Annotated in this window: 18 protein-coding genes and 1 other RNA gene; 2 read left to right on the forward strand and 17 right to left on the reverse strand. The window is 36.3% G+C overall.

The annotated features are described in order from the left end of the window. Nucleotides 1–21: 21 nt before the first annotated feature. From AMD00_RS11490 to AMD00_RS23245, 11 genes are all read right to left on the reverse strand, one after another. Nucleotides 22–204: a hypothetical protein gene (locus tag AMD00_RS11490; RefSeq protein WP_053417209.1), complete on the reverse strand. Its 183-nt coding sequence runs from the start codon at nt 202–204 to the stop codon at nt 22–24. 159 nt (nt 205–363) lie between these two features. Continuing rightward, nucleotides 364–2,262, reverse strand: coding sequence for an ATP-dependent DNA helicase (locus AMD00_RS11495; RefSeq protein WP_053417210.1), 1,899 nt, complete (start codon nt 2,260–2,262; stop codon nt 364–366). Nucleotides 2,263–2,829: 567 nt separating this feature from the next. Further along, nucleotides 2,830–3,885 (reverse strand): AI-2E family transporter, encoded by a 1,056-nt coding sequence (locus tag AMD00_RS11500; protein ID WP_053417211.1) that lies wholly within the window; start codon nt 3,883–3,885, stop codon nt 2,830–2,832. 289 nt (nt 3,886–4,174) lie between these two features. Then, nucleotides 4,175–5,311 carry a THUMP domain-containing class I SAM-dependent RNA methyltransferase gene (locus AMD00_RS11505; RefSeq protein ID WP_053417212.1) on the reverse strand — a complete coding sequence of 379 codons (1,137 nt, stop codon included), beginning with the start codon at nt 5,309–5,311 and terminating at the stop codon, nt 4,175–4,177. A 2-nt stretch (nt 5,312–5,313) separates the two neighbouring features. Further along, nucleotides 5,314–7,065: an EAL domain-containing protein gene (locus tag AMD00_RS11510; RefSeq protein ID WP_083446214.1), complete on the reverse strand. Its 1,752-nt coding sequence runs from the start codon at nt 7,063–7,065 to the stop codon at nt 5,314–5,316. Nucleotides 7,066–7,132: 67 nt separating this feature from the next. After that, nucleotides 7,133–7,522: RNase P RNA component class B (rnpB, locus tag AMD00_RS22900), an RNA gene on the reverse strand. A gap of 65 nt (nt 7,523–7,587) precedes the next feature. Next, on the reverse strand, nt 7,588–7,914 hold the full coding sequence (gpsB, locus tag AMD00_RS11515; protein WP_053417213.1) for a cell division regulator GpsB: 327 nt from the start codon (nt 7,912–7,914) through the stop codon (nt 7,588–7,590). 112 nt (nt 7,915–8,026) lie between these two features. Beyond that, nucleotides 8,027–9,244: a ribonuclease H-like domain-containing protein gene (locus AMD00_RS11520; RefSeq protein WP_245639506.1), complete on the reverse strand. Its 1,218-nt coding sequence runs from the start codon at nt 9,242–9,244 to the stop codon at nt 8,027–8,029. A 28-nt stretch (nt 9,245–9,272) separates the two neighbouring features. Next, nucleotides 9,273–11,552: a DEAD/DEAH box helicase gene (locus AMD00_RS11525; protein WP_053417214.1), complete on the reverse strand. Its 2,280-nt coding sequence runs from the start codon at nt 11,550–11,552 to the stop codon at nt 9,273–9,275. Beyond that, the gene (locus AMD00_RS11530) at nt 11,530–11,910 is read right to left on the reverse strand and encodes a YppE family protein (RefSeq protein WP_053417215.1); all 381 of its coding nucleotides are present in this window, start codon (nt 11,908–11,910) and stop codon (nt 11,530–11,532) included. Before AMD00_RS11530 ends, AMD00_RS11525 begins: the two co-directional genes overlap by 23 nt. Before the next feature lie 79 nt (nt 11,911–11,989). Then, complete coding sequence (locus AMD00_RS23245; RefSeq protein ID WP_157059239.1) at nt 11,990–12,169, reverse strand: hypothetical protein; 180 nt, start codon at nt 12,167–12,169, stop codon at nt 11,990–11,992. Between the two features lie 160 nt (nt 12,170–12,329). Between AMD00_RS23245 and recU the strand changes: the two genes are divergently transcribed. Together recU and AMD00_RS11540 are read left to right on the forward strand one after the other, a co-directional pair. Next, nucleotides 12,330–12,932 (forward strand): Holliday junction resolvase RecU, encoded by a 603-nt coding sequence (gene recU / locus AMD00_RS11535; protein ID WP_053417216.1) that lies wholly within the window; start codon nt 12,330–12,332, stop codon nt 12,930–12,932. A 35-nt stretch (nt 12,933–12,967) separates the two neighbouring features. Next, nucleotides 12,968–15,589, forward strand: coding sequence for a transglycosylase domain-containing protein (locus tag AMD00_RS11540; RefSeq protein ID WP_053417217.1), 2,622 nt, complete (start codon nt 12,968–12,970; stop codon nt 15,587–15,589). A 62-nt stretch (nt 15,590–15,651) separates the two neighbouring features. On the opposite strand, the gene AMD00_RS11545 is transcribed toward AMD00_RS11540, so the two are convergent. From AMD00_RS11545 to AMD00_RS11570, 6 genes are all read right to left on the reverse strand, one after another. Then, on the reverse strand, nt 15,652–16,005 hold the full coding sequence (locus AMD00_RS11545; RefSeq protein WP_053417218.1) for a YpoC family protein: 354 nt from the start codon (nt 16,003–16,005) through the stop codon (nt 15,652–15,654). After that, nucleotides 16,002–16,661, reverse strand: a complete 660-nt coding sequence (nth, locus tag AMD00_RS11550; protein ID WP_053417219.1) for an endonuclease III — start codon at nt 16,659–16,661, stop codon at nt 16,002–16,004. The genes AMD00_RS11545 and nth overlap by 4 nt, the downstream gene beginning before the upstream one ends. A 10-nt stretch (nt 16,662–16,671) precedes the next feature. Beyond that, nucleotides 16,672–17,394: a DnaD domain-containing protein gene (locus AMD00_RS11555; protein WP_053417220.1), complete on the reverse strand. Its 723-nt coding sequence runs from the start codon at nt 17,392–17,394 to the stop codon at nt 16,672–16,674. Between the two features lie 136 nt (nt 17,395–17,530). Next, nucleotides 17,531–18,826 carry an asparagine--tRNA ligase gene (gene asnS / locus AMD00_RS11560; protein WP_053417221.1) on the reverse strand — a complete coding sequence of 432 codons (1,296 nt, stop codon included), beginning with the start codon at nt 18,824–18,826 and terminating at the stop codon, nt 17,531–17,533. 71 nt (nt 18,827–18,897) lie between these two features. Then, nucleotides 18,898–20,091: a pyridoxal phosphate-dependent aminotransferase gene (locus AMD00_RS11565; RefSeq protein WP_053417222.1), complete on the reverse strand. Its 1,194-nt coding sequence runs from the start codon at nt 20,089–20,091 to the stop codon at nt 18,898–18,900. 18 nt (nt 20,092–20,109) lie between these two features. After that, nucleotides 20,110–20,592 carry a cell wall elongation regulator TseB-like domain-containing protein gene (locus AMD00_RS11570; protein WP_053417223.1) on the reverse strand — a complete coding sequence of 161 codons (483 nt, stop codon included), beginning with the start codon at nt 20,590–20,592 and terminating at the stop codon, nt 20,110–20,112. Between the last annotated feature and the right edge of the window lie 59 nt (nt 20,593–20,651).

Raw genomic sequence — 20,651 nt, forward strand, 5'->3', positions numbered from 1 at the left:
CCTTATGTTCCTTCTATTTTATCACGAATACCGAAGTAAATCAGTTGAAAGGTATTGTTTAGTATTTGTTTGTTGCACTATCTTAGCTGTTTGTTGTGTTAACTTGGTTGTTTGTTGCGCTATCTTGGCTCTTTGTTGTGCTAAGCCGGTTGTTTGTTGCGCTATCTTGGCTCTTTGTTGCGCTAAGCAGGTTGTTTGTTGCACTATCTTGGCTCTTTGTTGCGCTAAGCAGGTTGTTTGTTGCGCTATCTCCACTGTTTGTTATTTAGCAGAATATTCACGTCATATAATCATAAAAAGCGCTAATAATTCCTATCACATGAAAAAAGCCAGCTCACTATATTGTGAACTGGCTTTTCCTTATTAAACTTCTGTTGCTTCGACTGCGAAAATAGGTTGTATTTTCTCTTTATGTTTATATTCTTCTTCATTCAATAAAATATGAATGTCTCCGTGGTCTTTTGAAGTACGGATTAATCGACCCATACCCTGCTGTAATCTTAACAGCATGAATGGTAGATCAACTTCTTCAAATGCATCAGTAGCAAATGAACGTTTTGCATCAAACAATGGATCATTTGGTGGGAAAGGTAAATCGAAAATTATCACACGCGTTAATGATTCCTCAGGTAAATCTAAGCCTTCCCATAAATGATATGAGCATAGTACTTTTACTTCGTCCGCTTGGAAATCACGGATAAGAGACGATAGTTCACGATCCCCTTCAAACGCTACATCTGCACGTAGTTCTTCGGCTAATTGTCCTTTAAATTTCTGCATTGCTTGTTTTGATTTAAATAAGATTAATGTTTTTTCGTCATCTTGTAATAACTTCTCAACTGACGAAAGTTTCTCTTCTTGAGCTACTTTGTGCAATTGAATCTTCATAACTTCTTCATATTCAAATGGAGAAGAGACAGAGAATGATTGGAATTTGTTAATTCCTAAACTGTTTGCGATATATGAGAAGTCTTTATTGATTGATAGAGTTGCTGAAGAAAATACATAAGGTATTTTTTTCGAGAACAATTTTTCTTCAAGTACTTCTGTAATAAGTCGTGGCATGATGACAAGTGTCTCTTCACCATCTGTTTCCTCTAACCAGTCTACAGCATCTCCTTGCGCGATAAATATACGCATTGCAGCTTCGTATTGCTCTAAGAACTCCTCAACCATACGTAGCTCATATTCAGGAATGACATACATTTCTGATTCGAAAACAAACTCTTCAAGTAAAGATTCCACTGTATCAATTACTTTTTGACCAAGTTTTAGAAGCAGCGGAGATTTGTTAATGCGTTTACGATCTTCATCCGATTCAATGACATCATCACGAAGCTGGTCAAAGAATAATTCATGACCATCTTGTAATTTTTCCATTGTATAAAGCGTTTTTTCTCGTAAACCATCAACCATTAACATATCTAGAAGTTTTACTATTGTATAATCTTGCACTTTGTAAGTCATCGCTTTTTGTGCTGCGTACTCAAGTAAGTGACCTTCATCAAGTACAATCATAGATACTTCAGGAAGAAGTGCTAATTGTCCTTCGCGCTCACGTGATTCTTTTGTAGCAATATGCTCCATCAAGAAATCTTGTGAACAGATGATTAAATCCGTTGCTTGGCGGTAATCTGCACGGTGTAGCGTTTGCCCACAGCGATTGCGAAGATCGCAAACCGAGCATTGTTGAATCGAGTTGTAGTTGACCTTTTGCCAATCAGCATCGCTAACATTTGGATAGTCACTACGTTGACCATATAAAGATAATGTTCCCTGGCCAAAGACGCCATCTGGTATCGTTTCTACGATATCATCTATATATTCGCCGTCATGAAACTTTTCAGCCTCTTCAAAGCGTTTTAAACATAAGTATTGATCACGTGATTTTGCTAAACGCACATCAATATTTAAATCAAGATATTGCTGTAATTTATGAATATCGCCACCATCTTTAACGAGCTGGTCGATTAAAGTTTCGTCTGCACATGCAATCAATGCTGGACGTCCAGTATAACGAGCATAAGAAATAGCTGGTAATAAGTATGCGATGGTTTTCCCTGTACCTACACCTGCTTCAGCAAATAGCACTGATTTTTCGCGTAAAACTTTTTCAATTTGATAAGCCATAAAGATTTGCTCATCACGACATTCTAGACCCTTTTCAGGTAATTCATCATAAAGCATATCGCCCATCCAATCACCCAACGAGTCGAAGAATGATTTTTCTTTTGATAGAGCAAATGGTATTGCTTGTCTCATCTTGTTCCCCCTCGTACGTCAACGAAAATAAAATTATTTACAACTAAACGGTAATTGAAACCTTTGCTATTATAGCATTATTCTTAACTACCTTGTTAAATGCATGTATATGATTTAATTTTTTTTCAGTTTATATGTTCAATTTGTGGTCATATCACGGCTTTCGTAGTGTTACCCAGAAAAAAGGAAATTAAACACACCGTAATTGGTGCACTTTATATAATAGAAGATACTCTGTTAAATGTATATGAAATTTGCGCTCATATAAATCGCCTGTAGCGTGTTTTATTTGAAGTCGGTCTATTAACATTCCTAGCATAGAAAAGCTTGCTATATGCACGTTATTTGCTAATACAGTGTAGTTCCAATAGTAATGTGATAATTCGAATTGTTGAATCATAGGACTTACCATCAAATTCGTACAATGATTCAACAAATTAACCAAGATGTTTCCTGTAATCAGTAAATTGGCGAATAGCCATGTTTCAGAAAATATATCTACACCCACCCACTATACCAATAAAAAAAGAGGTAAAATGACAGTTGCTCTATATTATTTAAAGACTGTCATTCTTTTTTAAACTCTTCTGAATCTTTCTCTTGCTTTAAATTCTCTTCAGATGGTAATTTGATAATTTCCAAGAAGAACATCAGAAGTGGGATACCGATAAGCAACCCCCATAACCCCATTATTTTCTCAGATACAATCAATGTCACAAATGTTAAAAATACCGGTAAATTCGTTTTTGAACTCATTAATTTAGGGTTCAATATATAACTTTCAAGCGCATGAATGATAAGAACCATAACTACAAGCAACAGTACATGTGTTATACCGCCTAATTGGAAAGCTAATATGCTTAATGGAATGAATGAAATAATAACCCCTGCTACTGGTATCAATCCTAGTACAAATATCATTATCCCTAAAATCAATAGGTTATCAAAACCCATAATGTACAACATTATCATGGAAAGTAATGAATTGATGATTGAAATTACAATCTGAACTTGAAGAACTTTCCCAAATGAATTAACGAAATTCTTACCATAATAAGCGTAAATCTCAATTAACCATGAAATACCACTTTTTTCTAAACGATTCATAAACTTCTTAATTTCAACACGTTCTACGTTAAAGAAAAAGCTTAATAGTAAAGCTAATACAAACTGAATACCGTATTCACTGAAACTAATCACAGAAGTAAATGTCCATTCACTAGCAGAAGACAGATAGTTTGGAAGATTGAGGTTTTCTAAAAGAGATGTTATCTGAGGATACTTGTCACCAATTAAGGTTTCAACATTGAAAGAGCTTATTTGCTTTAATAGTATTTGGCATTGCTTAATAATTGCCGGCACATATTTAACAGAAGCTAAAACAATTGCTATTAGAGCCAGTAAATACAATGTCATCGACAACATTTTTTCAGTTATCGGTATTTTGGGATTTATTTTACGATAAAGCCATTGTTCTACTAAGTAAAATATATAACCCAAAATAAACGTTAATAGAACTATGTTCCAAATCGGTTTAGTTAAAAATACTACAATAATAAATACAAGTATCGCTATCACCTTTTTAAACCAAATTTGTGACCATAATTCTCTAAATCTATTCATTAAACTCCTCCTTTGTTTGTTATTTTAAATAATCATTCATATTTAATCTTACACATATATGTAAATATTAATAGCCAAAACCTGTTTAACCTCTATTAATTTATATAAGTTGGCTTCTTGTTGGTTTATGCATAAAACAAAAAGCACAGAAAAACTCATCTGCACCTTCTATATTATATGCTATTGAACATCTAGTGCTACTACATAGGGGTAATCTTTAGATACGAGTTTGCTTTTATCCAAAATCAAACCTAAAAAATGGAATGGGATATCCCATTCCATTTAATATTTAGTTTCTCGGTGTACGTTGACCCCAGAATTGATAAAAATCCGTTCTGATGAATCCGTTGAATAATTTGCGTTTTTTTGTCGCTTTTCTGCCGTAAAGTGTTTCAAAGTTTTCCATTGATGATAGCATGTAGACTGACCAAGATGGATATTTCGCCATATTGTCGCCCATCTCACGGATCATTTGTTCTACCATTTCTATATCACCAATACGTTCACCATAAGGAGGGTTACCAATCATTACGCCATCAGTTGATAATGTAGTAAAGTCCTTTACTTGCATTTGTTTCCAAGTAATCAAGTCCGCAAAACCTGCTTCAACAGCATTATTTTTTGCAATTTGAACCATACGATGGTCAATGTCTGAGCCAATGATTTCTAACGGCTGATCGTAGTTGGCAAGGTCTTCTGCTTCCATACGAATATCATCCCAAATTTGTTGTTTCATCCAAGGCCATGCTTCAGAAATGAACTCACGGTTGTAACCAGGAGCCATATTTTGGCCAATCATTGCCGCTTCAAGTGCAATTGTACCTGAACCACAGAAAGGATCTACGAAGGGACGATTTGGATTCCATTTAGAGATTTGGACAAGCGCTGCTGCTAACGTTTCTTTTAGTGGTGCTTCACCTTGATCTAGTCTATACCCACGTTTGTGTAGGCCTGCTCCACTAGTGTCAATTGTAAGTGTAGCCACATCTTTTAAAATTGAAATTTCAATTTTAAATTTTGGTCCAGTTTCTTCTAAGAAACCTAAACGTTTATAGTGGTATTTCATACGTTCAACGATTGCCTTTTTTGTAATTGCTTGACAATCAGGTACACTGAATAATTTTGATTTAACGGATTTACCTGTTACAGGGAATTCTGCATCTACTGGTAAGAATTTCTCCCAATTGATCGCCTTTACTCCCTCAAACAATTCATCAAATGTGCGAGCCGGAAACTCACCTGCAATAATTTTCACTCGGTCCGCTACGCGTAACCAAAGATTGGTTTTTGCAATTGCTTTCTCGTCACCTTCAAAGTAAACTTTCCCGTTTTCTGTTGTTGTTTCAAATCCTAGGTCCTGAAGCTCTTGTGCGACAATTCCTTCTAACCCCATTGCTGCGGTTGCTACTAATCGAAATGTTGTCATTGTTATTTCCCTTCTAACTGTTCTAATTCCCAAAATTCTAGGAACTCGGTAAATTCATCTAAAGGTAATGGCTTTGAGTAATAGTATCCTTGGATCATATCACAGCCCATTTTACGTAATAGCTGAACCTGTTCTCTTTGCTCTACTCCCTCAGCAATTACCTTCATATGTAAACGATGCGCCATTTGAATAATGGCATCTACTACTGCTTGTTTATCATCTAACGAACATATATGTTGTATAAAACTACGATCAATTTTTAAATAATTTAATGGAAACTGCACTAAATAGCTAAGAGAAGAATAGCCTGTCCCAAAATCATCTATTGAAAGTTTAAAACCTAATTGCTTTAAGAGTACTAGTTTTCGAATAGTTTCTTTTTCACTGTTCATAACCGTGCGCTCTGTTAGCTCAATTTCAAAATAATGCGCAGGGCAATTATTTTTTTCCAATATTTGCATAATAGATTCAATGAAATTACTTTGGTGAAAGTGAATACTCGATATATTCAATGCTATAGGCATATTTTTTATATTTAGTGATTTTAATTTTAAATAGTCCTGGCAAGCACGATTAATAATACATTCACTAATCGGAATAATTAAACCTGTTTCCTCCGCATAGGGGATAAATTCTCCTGGTGAGACGAAGCCTAACTTTTCATTATGCCAGCGTACTAAAGCTTCTACTCCTACAATTGCACCTGTTGTAACGGAAACTTTCGGTTGATAATGTAATTCGAAGCTGTCATTTTCTATAGCTTTTCGTAATTCATTATCTAGGAGCAATACACGTTTGCTATCTGTTTGTAGTTCGTCAAAATAAAAAGAAAATTGACCTCTTCCATTTTGCTTTGCAAAATACATTGCCTTATCAGCTTTGGTTAATAATACTTCCGTATCATCTCCATCATGCGGATAAATGCTAATTCCTATACTAGTGGACACATATAAATTCTGGTCTTCAACCGCAAAAGGTTGCTCCAATAATTGGATAATCATTTCAGCCAAATGTACAGCTTCTCTAGGATGATGGATATTTGTTAATGTAATAACAAATTCATCACCGCCATATCTAGCTAAAATATCTTTATTTTTCAATAGTGATTGAATCCTTTTTACTACTTCCACTAACAAATAGTCACCAACTGCATGACCAAGTGTATCATTAATTTGCTTAAAGCGATCTAAATCTAAAAATAAAACAGCATGTTGATATGAGCGTGTAGAGGATGATTCTAGTAAAACTCTCATGCGCTCAGTATAGGCAAATCTATTTGAAACACCTGTTAATGAATCGGTCATTGCACGTTTTTCAAGCTCGTCTTCAACGCCCTTTTGTTCTGTGAGGTCGGAGAAAACACCGCAATAATTCGTAACTTCACCTTGCTTATTACGAACTTCCATGATTGATAGCCATTCTGGATAGGCATCACCGGTTTTACGGCGATTCCATATCTCACCTTGCCATTCACCTTTTGAGTATAGCTCGTTCCACATGCTTTTATAAAAATCACTGTCATGAATGCCTGATTGTAAGATAGCAGGGCTATGTCCAACAACTTCTTCTTTTTTGTAGCCCGTAACAAACTCAAAAGCTGGATTCACATTTATTATTTTCTTTTTTGGATCAGTTATCATGATTCCTTCAGAAATTGTTTCAAATACTTTTTGTATTAATTCATCAGAATAGCTAGAAATAGTGTTTTGGTTAATAATCTCTTTTATAGATATTTTTTCCATATTCTTCACCATATTCCCAAAAGAAAGGCCCTCCAGGAACTGGAGAGCCTGACTGTTCATGTTTAAACATCATTGAAAGTTCAATAAGCCATGTTTTGTGCCCGAGTACTCAAACGATTTTCATCTCGTACAACCGGGTAGTAATCATCTATCTACGTGAGATGCAAGCATTCACGTCTCTCCATCCATTCATTTCCTTCAGGAGAGTGCCCCTACCATAATTTGGGTTTCTCACTCGTGGGGTTTACCTCGTTCCACCTGTTACGTTTCCGCACCAGCTTCGTCACTGTGGCACTTTCAGAGAGTTTCAACCATATCCTATAAAGGACTTAGGTTTTCCTCCCGCCGTCAGCCAAAAGACTGCCTTAGCTTATTTATTCACTAAGCACGAACACTACGGTCATCTCAGAACCGTGCGAGCATGGACTTTCCTCGACAATGTCAAGCATTGCAGCGATTACCCGAAAATTCATGATGATGTTTTTTATTATAATATAAAAACATATATAACCCAATATAACTAAAGACCTATATTCAGTCGTATAGTTTATCTCCGAAAACATGTTTTTCCAAGTTTGAAATTCTTTTCAAAATATCAAAATTTGTATTAGCAGTATGTTGTGGTTGCTGTGTTTGAACTTGTGCTGGTGAGTGGCGCTTAGCATTTTGAGCAGCCTCAAGTTCTTGTTTCAACATGTTAATCTCTTCTTGCTTCTTAGCTAGAATTTTTTCAAAGTTCTCATAATCTTGAATAATTTCATCTAAAAATTGGTCTACATCATCTTGACTATAACCTCTTAAACCAGTTTTAAAATCTTTATCTAAAATCTTTTTTGCTGTTAATTTTGTATCCATATACATCGCCCTTCCATCGCAACATAAGTGTTCTTAGTATAGCATATTTCTTAAAGACAATGCTTACTTACAGCCATTTCCTAACGTATTTTGTCGAAAACTGTGATTTCCCAGGAAATTATTTCTTTCTTTCAAGCCGATTTTTCCGTTTTTGTATATCCGCAAGTCTTAAAGATTTAGAGTCCTTAGTCCACAGTGAGCTTTCGGTTACAAGCTTCAATGCTTGCTTTGTCATTGCTAGTGCAAACTCATAGTTTTTATCACGGTGTTCAAAAATTTTCGCTAGCTCAATGAGCGCAATAATTTGCTGTCTTCCTTGTAAATACGGCAAGGCTTGCTGAAATGACTTTCGTGCTTCTATATAATTCTGTTGTTTTTTTTGCTGAAAGCCAAGGTGGAAATACGCATTGGCAGCTTCTTCACTCGTATATTGATTCGTTACTTGTTGTAAAAGTTCCTCACTACGATCTATTTCTCTTAAATCAGCATACCATTTACCAATGTTCGTATACGTTGTAGCTGATTCTTCTGCAATATCTTCACAAAGTAAATTGGTCGCCTGTACATACAACGTCAATAATGATAATAAATCCCATTCATTATGTTTAAGTACTTTTAGTAAGGCATCCGGCTGTCCACTTTTGACCGCGTCCAAATAAATAATCGGCGCTAAATAACCCGGCACATCGTCAAGACGAGTGAAGCCTAATTTTTCTTCTTCTACTTGAGTAAGTTTCATACGTGCAATGTCATTTTTCCAAATACGTTTTGAGCCATGAAATAAATCTAGATGATCATGCTCTTTTAATGGTGGTAAGTCTTTTTTGTTTAATGTCCAGCGAGTTTGTAACTGTGGCCAATCGAAACTTTTACCATTATACGTAATAATAGTTTTCCTGCCTTGCCAAAATTTCGATTCAAACAAAAATGCAACCTCATTACTCGGATCTGCTAGTACATATTGCTTTAATGTAAAGCCATCTTCGGACTCCTCAAGCAAACCATTCAAGAAGATATGCGTACCTACACCCTTTAATCCTGTTGTTTCTGTATCGTAGAATATAAGATTATTAGCGTCCGTTAAAGATATAGGGTGGGAGTTTTGTGTATGTTGCCACTTTTCAAAAGCATCATACAACTCCCTTAGATAAATAGCCCCGTGTTTATAATCAAGAGGATAATGTTTCTCTAATAAAAAGACTACACCAAAATCATTTTCTATCATCTTTAAACCAGCATCTTGCCATATCCCAGCATAATTAGGAACGTCCGGCTTTAGAATTGGTTCTTTTTCTATTACATGTTGTGTATTATTTTTCTTTAATAGTTTTTTCATTTGAAGTATTTTATTTTCATACGACATATTAATCATCCAACTCTTCTAATAGAAATGATTTCAAAAAATTCAATACTTGTTTTTTACCTTTATCACTTATATCTTGCGCCCCAATACAAGAAGGACAACCATTTTGACACGGACATGCATCAACATGTTCAAACACATGCTGAATAAGAGGTTCCCAAATATCATACACTCTTTCGCTCAATCCAATACCACCCGGGTAACGATCATAAACAAAGAATGTTGGTTTCTCTGAATGCACCGCCTTCACTTGAGGGATGACATGGACATCACTTCGGTCACTTTGAATGAATAATGGAATAAAACTGTTCATCGCAAACGCCACACCTGTCATAGCACTTGTTAAATCATCTTCTGTCCAGTTAACAGGCTGCTCAAATGATAACCAAGTAGAACTTGTATGAAGTTCTTCAGGTGGTAGATGTATTGGGCCAGAGCCGATATTATCATGTGAATCAAATCTAATTTTCTTAAATATAGTTGCAGTAGCCAATATCATAACATCACCAAATGCTGCTTCTGCTTGGCCGAGATGCTTTTGCTTATCTTCACTCATAACTTTTAATTCAACAGCTAGGTTGGCATCTGTAAAATAATCAACATCTACTTCACGGACATAAGCTTTCTTTTCTTCCCAATCAAGTTTTTCTACCTGGAACTGCACACCTTGATGTAAATATATAGCTTCTTCATGAAGTAATGTAAGTGCGCTATATCGATCCATTTCCCCAATCACACGAGTGTTTGCAGGAATAGACTGATCAATGATGACGACATTTTCTTGCGATGCTGATCGCAAACTAATTTCGTGCGCTGGGAAACTATCACTCATCCAATGCCACTGCTCAGACGTTTTTATAAGAACGCCTTCTTGCTGTAAGTATTCCAATAACTCTTGAATCTCGAACTCTCCGTACATATCTGTCGTTTTAAAAGGCAACTCAAAAGAAGCACATTTTAAATGATCCATTAAAATGAGCATATTGTCTGGATAAATACGGGCTTCTTCTGGAGAACTCCCTAATAAATAATTTGGATGATTTATAATATATTGATCCAATGCTGTAGATTGTGCCACATAAATAATTAGCGCTGCATCTTGCCTTCTACCAGCACGCCCTGCTTGTTGCCATGCACTCGCAATATTTCCAGGGTATCCGGTCATAATACAAGCTTGTAATTGACCAATATCAACTCCGAGTTCTAATGCGTTCGTACTCACAACTGTTTGAATGGTGCCATCACGCAAACCTTTTTCAATTAACCTTCGCTCTGAAGGTAGATATCCTCCTCGATAACCTCGAATCGATTCATCTTGGATTTTCTTTTTCGTCAATTCCTTCATATACGTAACAAGCATTTCTACTCGCACACGACTTTTAGCAAATATAATTGTTTGAATTTGTGCTTCATATAATTTTCTAGCTAAATCTCTCACTTCTAAAATAGCACTTCTTCGAACACCGAAAGTTGGATGAATAATTGGTGGATTATAAAATAAGAATGTTTTTTTTCCTACAGGTGCACCATTATCAGAAATTAGTTGGTGTGTTGTATTCGTTAAAGTCTCTGCCAGCTCTTTCGGATTTTTGATTGTCGCTGATGTACATATAAAGATGGGATTACTTCCGTAAAAACGGCAAATACGTTGCAAACGTCGGATAACATGAGCAACATGACTTCCAAATACTCCTTTATATGTATGCAACTCATCCAGGACAATATACTGCAAATTTTCAAATAGCGAAACCCATTTCGTATGATGAGGTAAAATCCCTGAATGTAACATATCGGGATTAGTCATAACAATATGACCAGCCTTACGAACCTTCTGTCGAATGCCAGGTGAAGTATCTCCATCATATGTGTAGCTTAGAACTTCCTCTCCACTTTGCTCTATCAACTCATTCAAATCACTTTTTTGATCTTGTGCAAGAGCTTTGGTTGGGAATAGATACAGGGCACGTGAGGTTTTATTTTCTAAAACAGCTTGTAAAACGGGTAAATGATAGCAGAGGGATTTTCCAGAGGCAGTTGGTGTGACGGCCGTAAAAGATTGCCCAGTAGTCGCATAATCGAATGCTTGTCTTTGATGCGAGTAAAGCTGACTAATACCACGCTTTTGTAAAGCTTTTACTAAAGAAGGGTGTAATTTGTCGGGAAAAGGAACGAGCTTTGCTGGCATTGCATCAATTGTATGTTGGTGCTCAATTCTCTCCATCATTTCCGGATACTGTTGCCACTCTGCTAAAAGCTCATCAATCGTTTTTTTCTGCAACATGTTGTTCACCATCCTCACGCAAATAGCGTAAAAAAGTCTCTAATGTAAATTTCACCGATTGTATTGATTGATAAAATCGTTTTTTACTCGTTGTTTTATAAAAAGACTGCACCACAAATTGATCCATCGCATCTAGCGCATTATCAATTTGTGTTTTGTGCATATATTTAGGTCTATTTAATAGTATCCATTTCTCAGACTCTGACTGCCAAGTTACTAATATAGCATGCCAAGTATCAGCATGCGGCTTCACTTCAAGAAAGAAATCCGGAGATGTGTCTTCTTCTCTCATACGTAAAAATCGTTGCCAACATGCATCACATTCTTCTAATAATTTTTCTGTGGTAGATAATAGCATTTATACACACCTCCATTTTCATTTTCATATTAAGTATTCATATAAATTCAGTGTATCAAAATATCGTAAAAGAAACTACTTATGCACGAACAAATATTCCTTTAGATAGTTTTTCGAGATTGCTTAGGCGGTGTTGAACTGTTGCAATGTCATTCATATGTTTTTGAATTCCGGTGTGACGTTCCACAGACATTTGTGTTTGTAGTAACTGATCGATCAATTCAAGTTGAGTAAGTAAATGAGATATTCTTTGCATCATAATCGCCTCCTAGCGTTATGATTTCCTTATAAATTGAAATAATCCTTTCCACAAGACAAAACAAGTGCGAGTTCGATATAAATAGAAAAAATCTCTGTCATTTCTGCTATAATTTTTGTTCATAAAAATATGTTATTATTATTGTTGATGAGGTGGTCAAATGGCAATTCGCTATCCAAACGGAAAAAAGTATACTCCACCAACTTCTGAAGTAAAAAAAAGAAGTATTAAGGATTATTCCTATAGCAATCGGGGCAAAACTTTAGAAGATGAAATTGATGAAGCAAATGATTTTTATTTACAACGACAAATAGCAGTCATTCATAAGAAACCTGTTCCGATACAAATCGTCAAAGTAGAGTATCCTTCAAGAAGTGCTGCTGTTATACGGGAAGCATATTTTAGAACACCTTCTACGACGGACTACAATGGTATATATGAAGGTTACCACATCGACTTTGACGCCAAGGAAACGGAAAGTAAAACATCTTTCCCTTTAAAAAACGTGCATCCACATCAGGTTGAACATATGACAGTTGTTGCAAAGCAGCGAGGTATTTGTTTTCTATTAATACGTTTCTCTTCCATGGAACGTTATTTTGTAGTACCTTTAGAAATGCTGCAAAATGCTTGGACTAGAATGCTAACAGGTGGTCGCAAATCAATTTCTTTAGTAGAATTTGAGGAACAAGCAATTGAAGTAACACCAACTTATAGTCCACGTATCGATTATTTACAAGCAGTACGTAAGATGCTGCCATAAATTTTGAATGTTTGTTAGAAAGTGAGGAGAATTTAATGGGGCAAGAAATTAATTCTCGGGGACAAAGAAGAAAATTACGAGAACAACAAAAAAAGCAAAAAAAACCAATGAAAGTTTGGCTTAAACGTCTTTTAATAGCAATAGTATCCGTAGGTATTGTTCTATTTATTGCAGGAGCTGGCCTATTTGCATATTATGCAGCTACAGCACCTGACTTAGATGAAGAGTTACTAAAGGATCCAGTATCATCTAAATTCTATGATTCTGACGGAAAAGTCTTTTATACGATGGGCTTAGAAAAGCGGGAACATGTAGCTTATGAAGACATTCCTAAAGATATGAGAGATGCTATATTGGCGACGGAAGATGTTCGATTCTTTAGTCACCACGGAATTGACTTTTATCGCCTTGGCGGTGCTATTTTAGCCAATTTACGACACGGCTTTGGTGCACAGGGTGCGAGTACATTAACACAACAAGTTATTAAAAACTCATTTTTACAAAATGAAAAAACGCTTAAGCGTAAAGCACAAGAAGCTTATCTAGCTATCCAATTAGAGCGTGAGTACACTAAAGAAGAGATCTTCGAAATGTACTTTAACAAAGTATTAATGTCCGGCCGTATTTATGGATACGGAACTGCCTCAAAGTACTTCTATGGGAAAGAGTTAAAAGATCTAAAATTAGAAGAAATGGCTCTTCTAGCGGGTATGTCACAGCTACCGAACGCGTATAATCCGTTCAAATATCCAGAAAATGCTGAAAAACGTCGTAATACCGTTTTAGGTTTAATGTATCAACACAAAAAGATAACAAAAGAACAAATGGAAGAAGCAAAAAAAGTCGATGTTGAAGTTGGACTATTACCTGAAAACAAACGTAAAACAGTCTCAACGTCAAAATACGATGCGTTTATCGATGTAGTCTTAAAAGAGCTAGCTGAAAATGGGGATGGCAAGTCGTTAGAAGAAGGTATTAACGTCTATACGACATTAGATTCTTCTGCTCAAAAAGTTGTTGAATCTACTATGAATTCAGATATATTCCCTACAAAAGAGATTCAATCAGGGATGGCAGTAGTTGACACTGAAACTGGTGCGATTGTAGCTATCGGAGGTGGCCGTAATTATGGACCTGAACGCGGTTTAAACTATGCTGAAGCTATTAAAAACCAACCAGGTTCGACTATGAAACCAATTATGGATTATGGTCCTGCTATTGAAAACTTAAAATACTCGACAGGACAAACTATTACCGACGAAAAAATGTTCTACACGGGTACTTCTAAACAAATTAATAACTTTGATAATTTATATAAAGGTGATATGACTCTTCGCGAAGCCCTTTATAATTCTCGTAACGTACCTGCTGTAAAACTTTTTAAAGAAGTGGGTGTAGAAAAAACGAAGAAATTTATTAATAATCTAGGTATTGAAGCAGACGAAATTTATGAATCTGATGCAATCGGTGGTGGTAAAATCAGCTTATCTCCAATAGAAATGGCAGGAGCATATGCAGCGTTTGGGAATAACGGTATTTATACTACACCACACTCAATAAAGAAAATTGTCTATCGAGATGGTAAAACCGCAAAATCATATACACCAGATCCAACACCTGCTATGAATGATTACACTGCATATATGGTTACTGATATGCTACGTGATGTACTTGGTCCAAAATACGGTGCATCTGGAACTGCAGCAGCTATTCCAGGCTTAGATATTGCCGGTAAAACAGGTACGACAAACTACGGTGCAGATGAATTCCAAAAATATAATCTACCTGAATCGGCAGTTCCAGATTCTTGGTTCGCAGGATATTCAAGTAAGTATTCTATTTCTGTATGGAGTGGCTATACAAACCGAAAAGATCCAATTACTACAAGTGATGAGCGTTTATTACCACAAAGATTATTTAAAACTGTAATGAGTCAAATTTCAGCGAATACAACAACGCCTAACTTCAAGAAACCAAATTCAGTTGTGGAAGCTAAAATTGTGAAAGGTTCGAAACCGTTACAATTAGCAAGTTCAAGTACACCAGCAGATAGAACGTCAACTGAATTATTCGTTAAAGGAACACTCCCTACAAAAACTGCTCCTGTAGAAGAAGTTGAGAAGTTAGATGCTCCTACTGACTTAAAAGCAACATTCGACGGAGAAGCCAATGCAATTAACTTAACTTGGGCACATAAAGAACCTAAAGATAAGAGTGTTAGCTTTGAAGTTTCAGTGTCGGTAGATAACGGTGGTGAACAAAAACTAACTCAAACTAGTGAAAAGACGTACACATATGGCACACCTCAGGATGGTAAAACATATGTCTTCTATGTAAGAGCAATTGCAGATGATGAGAAGAGTGAGGCAGCTTCAACATCTATTCAGATACAGGCTGCACCTCCTGAAGAGGAAGTAACACCTCCTGATGAAAATGAGCAACCTGAAGTGCCTGAAGTACCTGTAGAACCAGAGGAACCTAATGAAGGTGATAATGGTAATAACAATCCTGATAACGGTACAGGTACACCACCTGTAGATAATAACGATGGAATAAAACCTGATGAAGATCAAGAAGAAGTCGATACGAGTGGAACTAACGATGACACTAGTAATGATAATAAACAAGCTACCAACAGTACCGATCAACATCAATAATATGAAAAGAGCAGCAATCTCCATTTGAGATTGCTGCTCTTTCTTTTATATAAATTTAACTGTCAATCCTTTTTAATGCGTAAACGAGCCATTCTCTTTTTCGTTTCAATAAACAATTCATCTAGTTGACGATAACATGCATACTGACCAGGTCTTCGCTTAATAAATTGCAAACGTTCAGCGCCATTTATCGGCAAAGCTTCATATTCATCGGATAGTTGTATACTCTCTAATGTAATATTAGAGGCTTTTATGATGAATGTTTCATATAAATCGATTCCTTTTTGCATTATATCTTTCGCTTTGCCATCACGGGCTGCATGTGATCTATGGATTTCTGCTCGTAATATCTCCCAATCAGCTAGCCATTGGTCAACTTGTTCTTTAGAGATAGCCTCTTTTCGGCATACTATCATCGCTTAACAAGACCTTTCTTATCACGTTTTTGCCCTTCTCTACAAACGTCAAAAAGCGGGCATACCTGGCATTGTGGATTCTGTGATTTACAGTGATAACGTCCAAAGAAAATTAACTGATGATGTGTTTTCGACCATTTTTCAATTGGGGTTTTTTTCATTACTGTTTCTTCAACTTGCAACACTGAATCTTTCCAACGACATAACCCTAATCGTTTTGCAACTCTTTCGACATGGGTGTCTACTGCTAGGGCTGGGACATCAAATGCGACAGATAAGACAACGTTCGCTGTTTTTCGCCCTACGCCCGGTAATGTAACAAGTAGCTCCCTATTGGCAGGGATTTCACCGTTAAATTCCGTTAATAAAATATGGCACAGCTTTTGAATATTTTTAGCCTTACTACGGAACAATCCAATAGAACGAATATCTTGTTCTAACTCTTCTAAAGGTACTGCTAAATAATCTTCTGGCGTTTTGTATTTTTTAAACAACTTTGCTGTAACTTTATTAACTAAAACATCCGTGCACTGCGCAGATAGTAATGTGGCTATCGTTAATTCGAAAGGATTATCATGTACTAGCTCACAATGAGCATCCGGAAACATCTTTTCCATTTCCTCTAAACAATAATCCCATTGTTTCTTCGTTAGCATGTGTACCTCCCTATTCGCGTTCTTCTAACCAGTTGTAGAATGGCACTTTTTTTGTTTGTTGTGGTTCAACCTGTGGTGGTTGTGGTCGTGTTGGTAACGTATTTTGACGGAAATTTTGCGCTAGTTTTTCGGCATCTTGAGGTGTTTTGACATTTTTCTTTTTCCATTCGAATAAAATCCGGTCCACATAACGTAAGCTTAGCTTTTGTGATAAGACAGCTTCAATTAATGCTTTGCGAATCACTTCTGGAGAATGACCATCTTGATCTAACCACATTGAAATTGTTTCAGTTTCCATCGGCGATAAAAATCTTCCGAATTCTTGCTCAAATAAGTTGAACAACTCGCCTTCTTTTAACTTCGAGGTCACTTCTACCTTTTTGGCTTTTTTTTCTGTCATACAGTCGACTAATCGCGCCCATAATGGTTGTAAATTAAAGGTTTCAAATAATACTCCTAGCTCATCCACTTTTTGTAAAATTTCTATAAAACCTTTTTGCATTAGCCTTTGTAAACTGGAGGCTATTTCATCCTCAGTTAATTGCATTCTATTCGCTATATCTGTTGGTGTAGGAAACTTATTCCCGTCTTCATGAAATGCAGTTAAATGCATAATAAGCATGGCATCTAAATCTTGGATGCCTAACTCCTTATAAAACTTAAAAAAAAGCTGAGAAATAGTAACATTTCCCTGCTCTATCCAAATTCGGAGTCGATCAGCTTCGTTCGTCATTATCGAACTCCCCTTTTTTGTCTGAAAATTAACAAGAAGAATCGCAATAAATTGCGGTTCTTCTTGTTAGGTGTTATTAATTGCTTTCATTGCTTGTCCAGGTAAAACTAACTACCTTGGGCACACAAGCATTTAATCAAGGATATAGTCTATTAAGTAAGCGTGGGAATGGAATAGATTCACGTACGTGTTCAGCACCTGTAATCCATGCTACTGTTCTTTCTAAGCCAAGACCGAAACCAGAGTGTGGTACTGATCCTTGTTGACGAAGGTCTAGGTACCAAGCATATGCACTTTCATCTAAATCATGTTCTTTTAAACGCTGTTTCATTAACTCATAGTCATGGACACGTTCAGAACCTCCGATGATTTCACCGTAACCTTCTGGTGCGATTAAATCAGCACATAATACAACGTCATCACGTTCTGGATGTGGTTGCATATAGAACGGTTTAATCCCTACTGGGTAGCATGTGATAAAGACTGGTTTATCATAATGCTCAGCAATTGCTGTTTCGTGAGGGGCACCAAAATCTTCTCCCCACTCGATATCATCGAAACCTTTTTCATGTAAAAGCTTGATAGCATCATCATAAGAAATTCGTGGGAATGGTGCTTGAATATGTTCTAATTTAGATGTATCGCGACCTAAACGTTCAAGTTCGATTTTACAGTTTTTAAGAACTGATTGTACGATGTAAGAAACATATTGTTCTTGTACTTCTAAGCTTTCATCATGTTCAACAAAAGCCATTTCCGGCTCAATCATCCAGAACTCGATTAAGTGACGACGAGTTTTTGATTTCTCCGCACGGAATGTTGGACCAAATGAGAATACTTTTCCTAATGCCATTGCAGCTGCTTCCATATACAATTGGCCAGATTGAGAAAGGTATGCATCTTGATCGAAATATTTTGTATGGAACAATTCTGATGTTCCTTCAGGAGCTGAGCCAGTTAAAATTGGTGGGTCTACTTTTGTAAAGCCATTCTCGTTGAAGAATTCGTATGTTGCACGTATGATTTCATTACGAACTTTCATAATTGCATGTTGTTTACGAGAACGTAACCATAAGTGACGGTTGTCCATTAGGAACTCAATACCGTGCTCTTTAGGTGTGATTGGGTAATTATTTGCTTCAGAAATTACTTCAATCTCTTTTACTTGTAGCTCATAACCAAATGATGAGCGTTCATCTTTTGTTACTTCACCAATTACATAAAGAGATGATTCTTGATGTAAGCCTTTAGCAGTTACAAACACTTCTTCAGGTACTTCAGCTTTTACTACTACGCCTTGGACAAATCCTGAACCATCACGTAATTGTAAAAATGCAATCTTACCACTTGAACGTTTATTTGCAAGCCAAACACCTAATTTAACTGTTTCACCAACGTGATTTGACATGTCTTGAATTCGAATTTTCTTCATATAGACCTCCTGCAATTTAAACAATTTTGCAGACTGCCTATACATAGACAGTCTGCTTAGTTGTTAGAGTATTAATCTTGCCATTTAGATTTAACAAATTTATCCATACGCGAAACAGCTTCTTCTAATGCTTCTAAAGAAGTTGCATACGAAAGGCGAACTGTTTTTTCAGCGCCAAAGCCAGAGCCAGGAATTACAGCAACATTTGCTTCTTCTAATAAAGCTTTTGCAAATGCATCAACAGATTCATAACCTGTTTTAGCTGCCGCTTCTGATACATCTGGTAGTAAGTAAAATGCGCCTTCTGGTTTCAACACATGGAAGCCAGGGATTGCATTTATTTTTGGATAAATTTCTGTTAAACGTGATTCAAATGCTTGACGCATTTCTTCTACTGCATCTTGTGGACCATTATAAGCTTCAATAGTTGCATATTGTGCTGTAGTCGTTGCATTAGAAGTTGAATGACTAGCTAAGTCAGTCATTGCTTTAATGATTTCAGCATTACCTGCTGCATAACCAATACGCCATCCTGTCATAGAGTGAGATTTTGCTACACCGTTAATGACCATTGTACGTGCTTTTACACTATCTGAAAGTTGTGCGATTGAGAAATGTTTAACTCCATTATATACAAGTTTTTCATAAATTTCGTCTGACACGATTAGTATGTCTGCTTCTTCACAAACTGCAGCAATTTCAGCTAATTCTTCTTTTGTATAAACCATACCAGTAGGGTTACTTGGTGAATTTAAAATAAGTGCACGTGTTTTATCAGTAATAGCACCGCGAAGTTGTTCAGCTGTTACTTTGTATTGTTGTTCTGCTGTAGCTTCTAAATGTACAGGTACACCGCCAGCTAACTTCACTTGCTCTGGATAACTTACCCAATATGGAATTGGGATAATTACTTCATCTCCAGGGTTTAATAACACTTGGAACAGTGTATAAAGGACATGTTTCGCACCTACACCAACCATAACTTCATTTGGTGCATAAGTAAGATTATTGTCTCTTTCTAACTTAGCAATAATAGCTTGTTTTAATGCTGGTAGACCGCCAGCAGGTGTATATTTTGTGAAGCCTTTCATCATAGAGTCCGTAGCTGCATCTAAAATGTTTTTTGGCGTGTTAAAATCAGGCTCACCCGCGCCTAATCCAATAACATCAATTCCTTGATCCTTCAATTCTTTTGCTTTAGCTGTAATTGCAAGAGTTGTTGAAGGTGTTAAGGTTTTTACACGGTCTGCTAAATGCTGTTTCAAGTTAATCTTCCCCTTTTTTTACAAGTTCAAAATACGCTTCCACCACTGTCCATTTTCAAACAGAATGTAAACATAATTTAGTTTATCCTCTTGATTAAGATACGTAATCTCCCACACAACGCCGGGCTCTTCTATACCTAGTTTGGTATGAAGGATTTCTTTCACGTTATCCTTTTTCGACACTACAGAAAGTGCTTCTTTTTCAGAAGTGCCATCCTCCATTATAACTTCTTCTAGCTTTGCCTTACTATCATCTTTTGGAACAAACACAGCTTTTTTCTTTCCTGCCTTATCTGTTCCTATTACCGTAACATACGGTTTCTTACCGTTATATACATATGTATCGGTGACAGTCACAAGCTTATCTGCATCAAGCACAACTTGCTTAGCGTCTTTCTCCGAACTGTAAAACGGTGAATAAGATTTCCAAGCAACTATAACGACAATTGATAACGACAGGATTAACAAAAATATCGTAAAGAACTTGATCCAATTTTTCATTATATCACCTTACGTTTCATTTATCGTGAAGATAGGCTGAAAACATATCTTAATAGCTG

Source organism: Viridibacillus arvi (assembly GCF_001274945.1).
Classification (GTDB): Bacteria; Bacillota; Bacilli; order Bacillales_A; family Planococcaceae; genus Viridibacillus; species Viridibacillus arvi.